The 12,005-nt window shown below is 33.8% G+C and carries 13 protein-coding genes; 7 read left to right on the top strand and 6 right to left on the bottom strand.

Annotated elements, in window-relative coordinates; translation table 11 throughout:
* Nucleotides 1-247: 247 nt before the first annotated feature.
* Nucleotides 248-1,186, bottom strand: coding sequence for a LysR substrate-binding domain-containing protein (locus tag D778_RS13780; protein WP_040492657.1), 939 nt, complete (start codon nt 1,184-1,186; stop codon nt 248-250).
* A gap of 106 nt (nt 1,187-1,292) precedes the next feature.
* Here D778_RS13780 and D778_RS13775 point away from each other — a divergent pair, with 106 nt between their 5' ends.
* Nucleotides 1,293-1,772: a Dps family protein gene (locus D778_RS13775; RefSeq protein ID WP_007651794.1), complete on the top strand. Its 480-nt coding sequence runs from the start codon at nt 1,293-1,295 to the stop codon at nt 1,770-1,772.
* Nucleotides 1,773-1,853: 81 nt separating this feature from the next.
* Here D778_RS13775 and D778_RS13770 read toward each other — a convergent pair whose 3' ends face one another.
* Complete coding sequence (locus tag D778_RS13770) at nt 1,854-2,276, bottom strand: DUF2141 domain-containing protein (protein WP_007651793.1); 423 nt, start codon at nt 2,274-2,276, stop codon at nt 1,854-1,856.
* A gap of 203 nt (nt 2,277-2,479) precedes the next feature.
* On the opposite strand from D778_RS13770, the gene D778_RS13765 reads away from it, so the two are divergent.
* Nucleotides 2,480-3,088: a trimeric intracellular cation channel family protein gene (locus D778_RS13765; RefSeq protein ID WP_007651792.1), complete on the top strand. Its 609-nt coding sequence runs from the start codon at nt 2,480-2,482 to the stop codon at nt 3,086-3,088.
* 49 nt (nt 3,089-3,137) lie between these two features.
* Here the strand turns inward: D778_RS13765 and D778_RS13760 are convergent, their stop codons facing one another.
* Nucleotides 3,138-3,863 carry a peptidylprolyl isomerase gene (locus D778_RS13760; protein WP_040492655.1) on the bottom strand — a complete coding sequence of 242 codons (726 nt, stop codon included), beginning with the start codon at nt 3,861-3,863 and terminating at the stop codon, nt 3,138-3,140.
* Nucleotides 3,864-3,936: 73 nt separating this feature from the next.
* Between D778_RS13760 and D778_RS13755 the strand changes: the two genes are divergently transcribed.
* Both D778_RS13755 and D778_RS13750 read left to right on the top strand, forming a co-directional pair.
* Nucleotides 3,937-4,578 (top strand): NUDIX hydrolase, encoded by a 642-nt coding sequence (locus D778_RS13755; RefSeq protein WP_007651788.1) that lies wholly within the window; start codon nt 3,937-3,939, stop codon nt 4,576-4,578.
* Nucleotides 4,579-4,624: 46 nt separating this feature from the next.
* Nucleotides 4,625-5,440, top strand: a complete 816-nt coding sequence (locus D778_RS13750) for a lysophospholipid acyltransferase family protein (RefSeq protein WP_007651786.1) — start codon at nt 4,625-4,627, stop codon at nt 5,438-5,440.
* Between the two features lies 1 nt (nt 5,441).
* Here the strand turns inward: D778_RS13750 and D778_RS13745 are convergent, their stop codons facing one another.
* The gene (locus tag D778_RS13745) at nt 5,442-6,086 is read right to left on the bottom strand and encodes a hypothetical protein (RefSeq protein WP_007651784.1); all 645 of its coding nucleotides are present in this window, start codon (nt 6,084-6,086) and stop codon (nt 5,442-5,444) included.
* Nucleotides 6,087-6,090: 4 nt separating this feature from the next.
* Nucleotides 6,091-6,585: an RNA polymerase sigma factor gene (locus D778_RS13740; protein ID WP_007651783.1), complete on the bottom strand. Its 495-nt coding sequence runs from the start codon at nt 6,583-6,585 to the stop codon at nt 6,091-6,093.
* 128 nt (nt 6,586-6,713) lie between these two features.
* Here D778_RS13740 and D778_RS13735 point away from each other — a divergent pair, with 128 nt between their 5' ends.
* The gene (locus D778_RS13735; RefSeq protein WP_007651781.1) at nt 6,714-7,991 is read left to right on the top strand and encodes an NAD(P)/FAD-dependent oxidoreductase; all 1,278 of its coding nucleotides are present in this window, start codon (nt 6,714-6,716) and stop codon (nt 7,989-7,991) included.
* Nucleotides 7,992-8,056: 65 nt separating this feature from the next.
* Here D778_RS13735 and D778_RS13730 read toward each other — a convergent pair whose 3' ends face one another.
* A complete protein-coding gene (locus tag D778_RS13730) occupies nt 8,057-8,725 on the bottom strand; it encodes a lysoplasmalogenase (protein WP_007651778.1) in 669 nt (222 codons plus the stop codon).
* A gap of 169 nt (nt 8,726-8,894) precedes the next feature.
* Here D778_RS13730 and D778_RS13725 point away from each other — a divergent pair, with 169 nt between their 5' ends.
* Both D778_RS13725 and D778_RS13720 read left to right on the top strand, forming a co-directional pair.
* Nucleotides 8,895-11,048, top strand: coding sequence for a TonB-dependent receptor (locus tag D778_RS13725; RefSeq protein WP_007651776.1), 2,154 nt, complete (start codon nt 8,895-8,897; stop codon nt 11,046-11,048).
* Between the two features lie 94 nt (nt 11,049-11,142).
* Nucleotides 11,143-11,874, top strand: a complete 732-nt coding sequence (locus tag D778_RS13720) for an energy transducer TonB (RefSeq protein ID WP_007651773.1) — start codon at nt 11,143-11,145, stop codon at nt 11,872-11,874.
* The last annotated feature ends 131 nt before the right edge of the window (nt 11,875-12,005 follow it).

The raw sequence follows: 12,005 nt of genomic DNA, 5'->3' as shown, positions 1-12,005 counted from the left end.
TTTTTTTTTTTTTTTTTTTTTTTTTTTTTTTTTTTTTTTGAAAATTGTAATACCTGTATTGATGTTATGATAGTTTGCAATGAATTTTTATTATGTCGCATTAGATTATCCAAAAGGCAACCATCTGAAAAAAGCTCAGATTGTTTTTTTCTGGAAAACAAAATAAATATGTTACAGACTTCCAAAAGTTGCAGACTACAGCTATTAGATGGTTGTTCTAACTTCTATAGAAAAATGACAAAACTATTTATTTTGGTAGCGGACTGATAATTTCAACGTTTTGAAAGGCAATGGCGCCTCTAATAATACCAGAAATTACGCTCTGCATGGCTTCAATAATTTGCATCTTTAATTCACTTTTATGATACAGGATGCTCACTTCCCTGGCAGGACTTGGTTCGTTAAAATAATGTAGGTTTTGTTTGGCTTTTTCATTTAAATCCAAAGTATGTAAATAAGGAAGCAAGGTCATCCCTAAACCTTCGTTGGAAAGTTTAACTAGTGTTTCAATACTACCACTTTCCAGTTGAAAGTTTGTGTCCACTTGGTTTTTAAATGTTTTGCATAAATTTATTACACCATCCCTAAAACAATGGCCATCTTCCAAGAGTAGCATATCTTCAATATCCAAATCCGAGGTGCTTATTTTTTGTTTGCTGTGCAATCTATGATGCTCTGTAATGTAAGCTACAAATGGTTCAAAATAAAGCACACGCTCTTTAATGGTCTCTATTTCCAAAGGTGTGGCAGCAATAGCGGCATCTAAATGGCCTTCATTCAACCTGGAAATTATTTCTTCGGTGGTCAGCTCTTCTATTTTGAGTTTAATTTTTGGGTATTTTTTTATAAAAGTCTTTAAAAACATAGGCAAAAGCGTAGGCATAATGGTTGGTATAATGCCCAGTTTAAATTCCCCTCCAATAAACCCTTTTTGTTGATCTACAATATCTTGAATCCTATAAGACTCGTTTACAATATTTTTGGCCTGAGTCACTATTTTTTTACCAACTTCCGTTAATTCTATGGGCTTTTTGCTTCTATCAAAAATTAGAATGTCCAGTTCGTCTTCCAGTTTTTGAATTTGCATGCTTAATGTTGGTTGAGTCACAAAACATTTTTCAGCAGCTTTTGTGAAATTTTTGTTTTCTGCAACAGCTAACACGTAGTATAATTGAGTGATCGTCATAAGTATCAATTTAGACTATAAAAATATAAAATCTATCAATAAAATTTATGATAAATAACATTATTTATGATGTAAATTTGAGTAAATATTAAAAACAGATTGTATTATGACACTAAACAGTATAGGATTAAATCAAAATAAGGCTAAAGATTTAGCAAATGACTTAAATGGCTTACTGGCCAATTTCCAAATTTATTATCAAAATTTAAGAGGTATTCATTGGAATATTAAAGGAAAACGATTCTTTGATTTACATGTTAAGTTTGAAGAACTGTACACAGATGCCAATGTGAAAGTTGATGAAATTGCCGAAAGGATTTTAACCTTGGGCGAAACTCCTTTGCACACCTTTGAAGATTATTCAAAATTGGCAAAAGTACCAGTTGGTAAAAATGTATCCCAAGACGAAAAAGCTGTACGTTTGATCGTGGATTCTTTATCGGAATTACTTCAAATTGAACGCGATATACTTGATAAGTCTGGAGAAACCAACGATGAGGGAACAAACTCCATGATGAGCGACTTTATTACCGAACAGGAAAAAACGGTTTGGATGATGAAAGCTTGGTTGGGAGAAACAGTATAAATCCACAAATTAATTGATAGCAACTAAAAGCGACCTTAACTTATAGTTATGGTCGCTTTTTATATTGCAATAAGTTGCCGTTTATAATCTAATAAGTAATTCTAAGTTTTCATCTTCCAAAACAAATTTGGCATCTGCAAAATTTGGTGGGCCCATTAACATAGGATTGTTGGACATACCATAGGATTCCATGGGCATTCCAGTGGTGTCAAAATCCATTTTCTCATTATTGTTGGCATCATGAAACACCATAACAGCATAAGTTCCTGGAGTTACATTTTCAAAGGTCACCATGGCTTTCCCATCTGTTATGGCGCTTTTCATGTTATGGAGGCTTTTGCCTTTCATAAAAGTGCTTTCGTTGTGCAATCCAAACAACATACTGCCATTGTCGCTTAACGCATTATCAATCTTTACGGTAATATGATAAGATTTTAAACTGTCTTGAGCTTGAATAAAAGAGCATGTTAAAAGAAGTGAGACAATCAGTGTTAGTGTTTTCATTTTAATGTTTGTTTTGTTGATTAATACATGTCAAATGTCTGTTTTATTTTTTTGTAACCCTAAATTTATATACTGAAATGTCATTTCTTGAAACTGAATTGTTTTAAGTAAGTTCTTTTCATTCATATTTTTGGAGGAAACCTTTTAAATGGCACTCAATTGTCTTTATTTTGTCCACTTAATAAATGTATAAATAAATTAAGATGTTTTATACCATAGATATATTGGGAACCATTGCTTTTTCTATTTCGGGCGTTTTGGTGGCTCTAAACAAAAGGATGGATCCATTTGGTATCTTAATAATTGCTTTTGTTACAGCAGTAGGAGGAGGAACCTTAAGGGACGTGCTTATTGGTGATACACCTGTGAGTTGGATGAAAAACATGACCTATACCTATGTAATATTGGCATCTACTGTGTTTGCCATTGTTTTTAGAAAAAAAATAGATTATTTAAGAACCTCTTTATTGCTGTTTGATACCATTGGAATTGGACTGTATACAGTTGTGGGTGTGGAGAAAGGCATTTCGGCCGGATTGAACCCAATTATTTGTGTGTCTTTAGGGACCATGTCTGCCTGTTTTGGAGGTGTTATTAGGGATATTTTATGTAACGAGATTCCAGTTATTTTTAGAAAGGAAATTTACGCCACTGCATGTATTCTTGGTGGATTTTCATACTTTTTGATAAAAAAACTGCCTATAGATATCGATTTGGCTTTTGTAATAGCAGGATTGATTGTAATATTGGTTAGGCTTTTGGCCATAAGATTTAAAATAAGTTTGCCAACTCTCTATAAGGAAGAACAGTAACACGCTTAAAGAATCTAGTTTGATCCTGATTTCAATTTCAGTTTCAAGATTACTCAATAATCTCTACTTTTTCAATATAGATATTGTGAAAGGGCCAATCGCCTTCATCGGTTTTTTGTTTTGCAATGGTATCCACAACATCCATGCCCTTGATAACTTTTCCAAAAATGGTATAATCGCCATCCAAATGATGCGCTCCACCTTTCTGTTGCACTATAAAAAACTCAAATGGAGAAGCCAGTTTGTACGGATTGTCAATCTCACTGCTTGGCATGCTTATAACGCCTCTATCATGCTTAAAACCTCTCTTTGTGTCTGTGGGCAATAAATACCTGCCAATTTCATTGCGTTTTTTTGAGACTTTGGGATCGTCGGAGTTTCCTGCTTGAACTATAAAATTATCGATAACCCTATAAAACTGGGTGCCGTTAAAATAACCTTGTTTGGTCAAGAAAATAAAATTGGCTCTATGGAATTTTGTTTCGTTAAACAGCAAAATATCTATGTCTCCAAAAGTTGTGGTAATGCGAACTTTGTTTTCTGGGTTTTCTTTTTCGTATTGAAGAAAAAACTCCATGGCATTTTCGTCTGTTAAACGGTTGTTGTCTTCGCCTTCAATATTGGTTTCAGGTTCAACTGCAACTTCATTTTCAGCAATGGAATCCTTGGTGGTTTGTGTGGTTTCTTTTAAAGTGTTATTTGTTTTTTTGCCAGAATGTTTATCTTCACAATTCAGTAATAAAAAACTTAACAGCACTAGAAAGATAGATCTCATAAAGACGTTTGTATTTTTTTAAAATTGATTAATATATTGATGCTTTTAGGTTTTATACGAAAAAAAAAGAACCATGGAATTTGATGAATTTTGCAAACTCATTTCAAAAATAGAAAATATACCACTTCCAGCCGAACCATCTCAGTTAAAAATGTCTCCTCCTTTTAGGGATATCTTGCAGAAAAAACAAAGACATGTTATGAAACATGCCAAAAAAGCTGGAGTCATGGCCTTGTTTTACCCTAACAATAGCAAACAGACCAACTTGGTGCTTATATTGCGTAAAACCTATAATGGGGTTCATTCGGCACAGGTTGGTTTTCCAGGAGGTAAACTGGAGGCTTCGGATGCATCGTTAAAAGAAGCAGCTGTAAGGGAAACTTTTGAAGAAATAGGTGTGCCACATCATTGTATAGAAGTTTTAAGGGAGCTCACTCAAGTTTATATTCCTCCAAGTAATTTTTTTGTGCAACCTTATATAGGGATTTCCAGGAATACACCAAAATTTTTAAAACAGGATGAGGAGGTTGAAGCTATAATTGAAATAGATTTAAGGGATTTTATAAACGAGGAAAATGTGGTTACAAAAACAGTTTCAACTTCTTACAGTTTGGAGGTGGCTGTTCCAGCCTTCAATTTAAACGGACACATAGTTTGGGGAGCAACTGCCATGATGTTAAGCGAAATAAAAGACTTGTTAAAACAACTTATGTAAAGGCTCAGATTTATTACCTTTGTGTTTCCTAACATTGAAAAAGATTATGGGATTATTTAAAAGAAATCCTTTCGGACATATACTTTTTATAAAAAAATGGGTTATAAGAATCATAGGTTCCTTGTCCCATAGAAGATTTAGAGGATTTAACGAACTTCAAATTGAAGGTTCTGAAATTATAAAAAGCCTACCGGATAAAAATGTGCTTTTTATATCCAATCACCAAACATATTTTGCAGATGTGGTTGCCATGTTCCATGTATTCAATGCCAGTTTAAGCAACAGGGAAGACAATATTAAAAACATTGGGTACTTGTGGAATCCTAAATTGAATATTTACTATGTGGCTGCCAAAGAAACCATGAAATCTGGTTTGTTGCCTAAAATTTTGGCCTATGCAGGATCAATAAGTATAGAGCGTACTTGGAGGTCTAAGGGCGAAGATGTAAACAGGCAAGTGAAGATGAGCGATATATCTAACATTAAAAAAGCCCTGGACGATGGTTGGGTAATTACCTTCCCTCAAGGGACCACAACACCTTTCAAGCCCATTAGAAAAGGAACAGCGCATATTATCAAACATTACAAGCCCGTTGTGGTGCCTATTGTAATTGACGGTTTTAGACGCTCTTTTGATAAAAAAGGACTTCGTGTGAAAAAGAAAAACATTTTGCAGACATTTGAAATTAAGGAACCTTTGGAAATTGATTACGAGAATGAAAGCATAGCTGAAATTGTGGAAAAGATAGAATATGCTATAGAACAGCATCCATCTTTTTTAAAAGTTATTCCAAGAGAGGAAATAGAAGCTCAGGAAGAACTTAACAAATTAAGGAAATGGCGTTTGGAAGACGACTATTAAGCTAGACTTCCAGTTTTTTTAATTCCCTGTAATTTCGGTTAAGCCGTTTTAATAAAATCCCATAAATTAAATAATAAAAGCCTAATATAATGGCTATTAACAATCCTAAAAAAACAAGGGTTAAAATAATGGTTACGGCATAAAACTTAAATATTTCTCCATTGGCTGAAGCTTTTTCTACCAAAGAAATCATTTCTTCATCCCGATCAAATTGCACACCCAATGCTATAAAAGCAGAAAGAGCCAAATAAATTAAATTAAAGCCAACATATTGTTTTACGGTTCGTCTGGTTTTTAAAATGTTTTCCATTAATATTTTGGCACTGTCTGTAGCAGAAATGGTTCTGTAGTTCATGTAAAACTTATAGAAAAAATACCCCAAAATAATATAGCCTAAAATAAGAAATGGTATCATGATGTTTTCGGCATGATAACTCTCAAAACGTTTGTTGTATTCTGTGTTTTTAAAAGCGAAAGAGATTAGGGTCCAAAAGGCAAATTCTAAAATACTTATGATAAAAATCCATTTCACAATAGAAGAGGATTTCTTTAAAATCATGCCATATATTTCTTTGTATGAAAGTTTTGGATACTTGGTATCTTCATTTTTCTTCCAGTCTTTCTTTAATAATTCTAATTCATCCATATGCTTACGGATTTAAAATAGTTCTTAGTTTGGTTTTAACACGATTCATTTTCACACGTGCATTAACTTCGCTAATTCCTATTGTTTCACTTATTTCTTTATAGCTTTTGTCTTCTAAATAAAGAAAAACAAGCGCTTTTTCAATGTCGTTTAATTGGTGTACAGCTTTGTATAGTAATTTCAATTGCTCTTCTTCCGTATCGTCGTAAGGTTCCGATTTTATTTTGTATTGAAAAGCATCAAAAGTTTCAGTTTTTATGGATCGCTTACGTTTTCTGTATAAGGTAATGGCTGTGTTCAAGCCAACACGATACATCCAAGTGCTAAATTTTGAGTCGCCTCGAAACTTAGGATAGGCTTTCCAGAGCTGAATGGTAATTTCTTGGAATAAATCGTTATGTGCTTCTTGGTTGTTGGTATAGATCCTACAAACCTTGTGCACAATGTTCTGATTTTTCTCTAATTCTTCAACAAAGCTATGTTCTAACTCTTTATTCAAATTGGTGGTTTAGTTACACTATAAGTAGCAGTTTTTATAATTTGTTACAAATTCTCAAAACAATCTTTAAAAATAGTCTTTAACTTGTGTTTATTGTATCTTTGTAAGAGAAATTTTTCTACATTCCTATGAATATTCCAAAATCCAATCATCCTCGAATCGTAATTGTTGGTGGTGGTTTTGCAGGTGTCAGTTTGGTAAAACAATTTGCCAACAAAAAGGTGCAAATAGTTCTTTTGGACAAGCGCAATTACCATACATTTCAGCCTTTGTTATATCAAGTATCTTCCTCGGGTTTGGAACCAGACTCCATAGCCTATCCATTACGTAAAATTATTAAAAAGCACGATAACATTTTTTTTCGTTTAGCTGAAGTTTCAACCATAGACCCAAAAAGCCAACAGCTTATTACTGATATTGGCTCCCTTTCTTACGATTATTTGGTGATTGCAACTGGTACCAAGACCAATTATTTTGGAAACAAAGCTATTGAAACCAATAGCATGCCAATGAAAAACGTGCCTCAAGCCTTGAATATAAGAAGTCTTATACTTCAAAATTTTGAAAAAGCCACTATTGCCAGTTCCATGGAAGAACGTGAAGCCTTGCTTAACTTTGTGATAGTGGGAGGAGGCCCAACTGGAGTAGAGCTTGCTGGAGCCATTGCCGAATTAAAAAACCACATCCTTCCTAGGGATTATCACGATTTGAATGCCAAGGACATGCAAATACATTTGTTGGAAGGAAGTTCAAGGGTTTTGCCACCCATGAGCGAACATGCTTCTAAAAAGGCCTTGGAATTTTTAGAAAAACTGGGAGTGATTGTCCATTGTAACACGTTTGTAAAAGATTATAATGGTTTGGTGGTGTCTACCAATAATGGTTTGATTTTAGAGACAGAAACCCTTATTTGGGCAGCTGGAGTTACAGGAAACCCTATTCAAGGCTTAAATGCAGAGGTGCTTGTGGATAAAGCGAACAGATATCGGGTAAACAGATACAACCAAGTAATAGGTTACCACAATATTTTTGCTCTTGGAGACATTGCTTACATGGAAACCGAACGCTTCCCAAAAGGACATCCACAAGTAGCCCAACCTGCTATTCAACAAGGGAAATTATTGGGAAAAAATCTTATTAAATTAATAGAAGGAAAACCTTTAAAAGCTTTTGAATATAGAGATAAAGGTTCCATGGCAACCATAGGGAGAAACAAAGCAGTGGTCGATTTAAAAGCGTATAAATTTGCAGGTTTTTTTGCTTGGTTTGTTTGGATGTTTGTCCACTTAATGTCTTTGGTAGGATTTAGAAACAGAGTGGTTGTTTTCTTTAATTGGACCTATAATTATATCAATTTTGATAAAGCAGCCAGATTAATTATAAGACCTTTTAAAAAGTTAAATTAATTGTTTAATGTATCTTATTTAAGCCATTGATTATTAAAAATAAAATTAAGCATTATAAATAAAATCTATGGTTGCTTTAGAAGCCCTAAAACAATAAAAAGCTGGGCAAAGCCATAGGTAAACATAATACTAAAATCTGTAAACGGCAAGGGTTGATAAAATTTGTTTAAGGCTAAAATACTATCCGATAACATAAATAAAATAGCACCAACAAAAACCAAGATGTAACTGTTTTTTGCAACCTGTCCCTGTCTTAAAAAAGCTGTTGTTGCCATACTTAAAATAACTATCATATAAATAATTACAGGATACAGCAAGTTGTTTAAACCATCTCTTAAAAAGTAAAATAAAAGGATTCCATAAACCAACATCAATCCCATAAAAACCCATCCTTTTTTTGATTTGTTCCTTTGTTTTAAAAACACCAAAACATAAAAAATGTGTGCAGTTAAAAAAGCAAGCAATCCACCCATAAAAAAATAAGTAGAATGGTTTGTGAACATAAGTAGGATATCTCCTAAAAGAGAGCATATTAAAGCCAAAACAATTAGCAGTTTTATTTTTTTTTCCAAGTGAGAGCTTTGTTTCCAAAAAAATAGAATAAGGGAAATCAATAAGGCTGGCTTGGCTATATAATTGAAAATTTGCAGGTGTTTAAAACTTGATGTAATTATTTCTAAAGCCAGAAGAAAAATAAAGAGTAAGGAAAACGATTTTTCGGTTTTTGTTGGCATAGTTCTTTTGGTTGTAATCAAATATATTCATTTCATCCTAAAATTTTTACAATTCGGTCATTTTTAGTTTATGTAAGTTTTGTTTATATGGAGATTTGCCCATCAATCTTCCTTTGCCTAGATGCTTAGGATGACCAATCAAAAAAATCGAACAGTTAAACTTACATTCATGAGACTATCATTTTTCATCCTTTTCTTTTTCATAGTGACTTCAAGCATATCGCAAACAATCATTACAGGAAAGGTAATAGATACCAAAAACCAACCTATTGAGGGAGCCAATGTTTATTTAGATGGAACCTACGATGGAACCATAACGGATGCCGATGGCCAGTTTTCTTTTTCAACCAACGAAACTGGAGTGGTTAGCTTAAAAATCTCTTTTCTTTCTTACGAGACCTTTCGGCTTACGCAAGAGGTTTCAAGCTTAAACAATTTGGAAGTTAAACTTCGTGACGATGTGAATGCTCTGGATACAGTTGTTATTTCTGCAGGAACCTTTTCAGCAGGAGACAACAGTAAAGTATCTGCACTAAAACCTTTGGATGTGGTTACCACAGCTAGTGCTTTGGGGGATTATGTTGGTGCCTTGCAAACCTTGCCAGGAACCACAACTGTTGCCGAAGATGGACGTTTGTTTGTAAGAGGTGGAGACGCAGAAGAAACTCAAATTTTTATAGATGGTATTCGTGTATTCACACCTTACGTGCCTTCCACAAACAACATTCCAACTCGAGGGAGATATTCCCCATTTTTATTTGATGGGATTACATTTTCAACAGGAGGCTATTCGGCAGAGTATGGCCAAGCATTGTCCTCTGTATTGTTGTTAAACACCATAGAAGAACCTGAACAGGAAAAAACCGATATTGGTATTATGAGCGTTGGTGCTTCTTTGGGCCATACCGAAAAATGGAAAAACAGTTCCTTGAGCCTTAATGGAGCTTATATAAATTTAGCACCTTATGTGGCATTGTTTCCAGATAGAAATGATTGGAAACAACCTTTTCAAGGGGGTTCTGGAGAAGCTGTTTTTAGAAAAAAATTCAACAATGGCATGCTTAAATTCTATTCAGCCTTTGAGTCTAGTGGTTTCGAATTGATTCAAGAAGATATTAATTATGTGGATGGGGTTTATTACAAATCCAATAATAAAAACCTCTATGTTAATGGATCTTATCAAGGGCTTTTAAGTACTAACTGGACAGTTTTTGGAGGTTTAAGCTACACCAACAACAACAGTAAGATGAAAGTTATGGACAATGATGTTAAGGACAAGGAACATTCCTATCATTTAAAAATGAAATTGAAACACCGTTTCAATAACAGGTTTAAACTCAATTTTGGAGCTGAGTATTTGGCAACAAATTTTAATGAGGATTACAACAGTCCTTTTATAAACAATGTATCTTATGGTTTTAACAATAATATTGCCTCCGCTTATTCTGAAGCAGATGTGTTTTTCTCAAAAAACTTGGCTTTAAAAGCTGGTTTGCGTTTGGAATATAGTGAGTTGTTTAAAGAATTGACTCTTTCACCAAGGGTGTCATTGGCATATAAAACATCTACTAAAAGTCAGGTGTCTGTGGCCTATGGCAACTTTTACCAAAACCCAAACAACAATATTCTAAAATTTGAGCAAGATTTAAATGCTCAAGAAACAAGACATTATATTTTAAATTATCAATTAAACAAAAATGGTAAAATTTTTAGGGCAGAAGCTTTCTATAAGGACTACCAAAACTTAATAAAATACGATACGGAATATGCTGATTTTACCAGTAACTACAACAATTTGGGTTCAGGTTATGCCACAGGAATCGATTTGTTTTGGAGGGATAACAAAAGTATTAAAAACCTGGATTACTGGATAAGTTACAGTTTTTTGGACAGTGAAAGGGATTACGAAAATTATCCCGTTCAAGCCGTTCCAAGTTTTGTGAATACGCACAACCTATCGGTTGTTACTAAATATTGGATTGAAACTTGGAAAAGCCAACTTGGGTTGAGTTATGGTTTTGCCTCTGGAAGAACCTACACCAATCCAAATGAAACGGGTTTTTTAAACCAAAAAACCAAATCTTACAACAATTTAAGTTTTAATTGGGCTTATTTAATCAGTCAACAAAAAATCCTTTATTTTTCCGTTAATAATGTCTTGGGACTAAAAAACATTAATGGATACCAATATGCAGATTTACCAGATAGTAACGGAATCTATGCAAGTAACGCTCTTAGGCCAGCAGCCGATCAATTCTTTTTTGTGGGTTTTTTCTGGACCATAAGTGAAAAAGGAACCGATAATCAATTGGATAACTTATAAAATAACCCTTTTATGTAGTTTTTGCCAAACATGACCAATATCATAGTAATTTGAAAGTTAGAGTGTTAACTTTAATACTATAAATTATTTTGTCATGGAACCTAAAAAAAACCCAAATATAGAGGTTGGTAGAAATAGTGGTTTGTATTTCGCAATAGGTTTAAATATCATGTTGCTGTTTACATACTTAACCATGGAGCATAAGACTTTTGAGACTTCCAAAGTAATATTGGAAAACATTGAAATGGAAGATGTTTTTGAAGAAGATATTCCAATTACCGATTTGAACATGCCTCCACCACCTCCACCACCTCCAGTGCTATCAGCACCAGAAACCATTACTGTTGTTGAAGACACCAAAGACATTGAAGAAACAGTGCTTGAAAGTACAGAAACAGACCAAGAAGAGAAAATAGCAGAGCGTATTGTTGAGGTAGAGGAAGTCCAGGTTGAAGAAGTGGAAGAAGAAGTATCTGTGCCTTTTTCGGTTGTGGAAAAAGTGCCAATTTTTCCTGGTTGTTCTGGTAATACCAATCAGGAATTAAAAGATTGTTTTAGTAAAAAAATAAATGAGCACATAACCAAAAACTTTAAATATCCACAAACAGCTTTGGAATTGGGTATTTATGGACGTGTAATCGTACTTTTTGTAGTGGATAAAGAAGGAAACATTACCAACATTCAATCTAGAGGACCAGATAAAATGCTTGAAAAAGAAGCAGAACGCATCATTGGGTTGTTGCCACAAATGAAACCTGGTTTACAACGTGGCAATCCGGTAACAGTTCCCTATAGCATCCCTATAAACTTCAAAATTCAAAACTAATAAGCTTTACCTAAAAACGTTTTTCAGCCCCTATTTTACAAGCACTTTCCAATATCTTGAGAGTGTTTTTTTGTTTTCCTACAATTCGGAAATAAAAATCAACAATTCGGTAAAGCTCTTTTTAAAGCCCA

Source organism: Xanthomarina gelatinilytica, from assembly GCF_000348685.1.
In the GTDB taxonomy this organism is placed as follows: domain Bacteria; phylum Bacteroidota; class Bacteroidia; order Flavobacteriales; family Flavobacteriaceae; genus Xanthomarina; species Xanthomarina gelatinilytica.
Note: the sequence above shows the minus strand (reverse complement) of the source record. Positions and strands in the feature narration are given on the sequence as shown.

Coding starts and splice junctions, on each gene's coding strand:
- D778_RS13780 (WP_040492657.1), bottom strand. CDS start 1,186: ATGACGATCACTCAATTATACTACGTGTTAGCTGTTGCAGAAAACAAA.
- D778_RS13775 (WP_007651794.1), top strand. CDS start 1,293: ATGACACTAAACAGTATAGGATTAAATCAAAATAAGGCTAAAGATTTA.
- D778_RS13770 (WP_007651793.1), bottom strand. CDS start 2,276: ATGAAAACACTAACACTGATTGTCTCACTTCTTTTAACATGCTCTTTT.
- D778_RS13765 (WP_007651792.1), top strand. CDS start 2,480: ATGTTTTATACCATAGATATATTGGGAACCATTGCTTTTTCTATTTCG.
- D778_RS13760 (WP_040492655.1), bottom strand. CDS start 3,863: ATGAGATCTATCTTTCTAGTGCTGTTAAGTTTTTTATTACTGAATTGT.
- D778_RS13755 (WP_007651788.1), top strand. CDS start 3,937: ATGGAATTTGATGAATTTTGCAAACTCATTTCAAAAATAGAAAATATA.
- D778_RS13750 (WP_007651786.1), top strand. CDS start 4,625: ATGGGATTATTTAAAAGAAATCCTTTCGGACATATACTTTTTATAAAA.
- D778_RS13745 (WP_007651784.1), bottom strand. CDS start 6,086: ATGGATGAATTAGAATTATTAAAGAAAGACTGGAAGAAAAATGAAGAT.
- D778_RS13735 (WP_007651781.1), top strand. CDS start 6,714: ATGAATATTCCAAAATCCAATCATCCTCGAATCGTAATTGTTGGTGGT.
- D778_RS13730 (WP_007651778.1), bottom strand. CDS start 8,725: ATGCCAACAAAAACCGAAAAATCGTTTTCCTTACTCTTTATTTTTCTT.
- D778_RS13725 (WP_007651776.1), top strand. CDS start 8,895: ATGAGACTATCATTTTTCATCCTTTTCTTTTTCATAGTGACTTCAAGC.
- D778_RS13720 (WP_007651773.1), top strand. CDS start 11,143: ATGGAACCTAAAAAAAACCCAAATATAGAGGTTGGTAGAAATAGTGGT.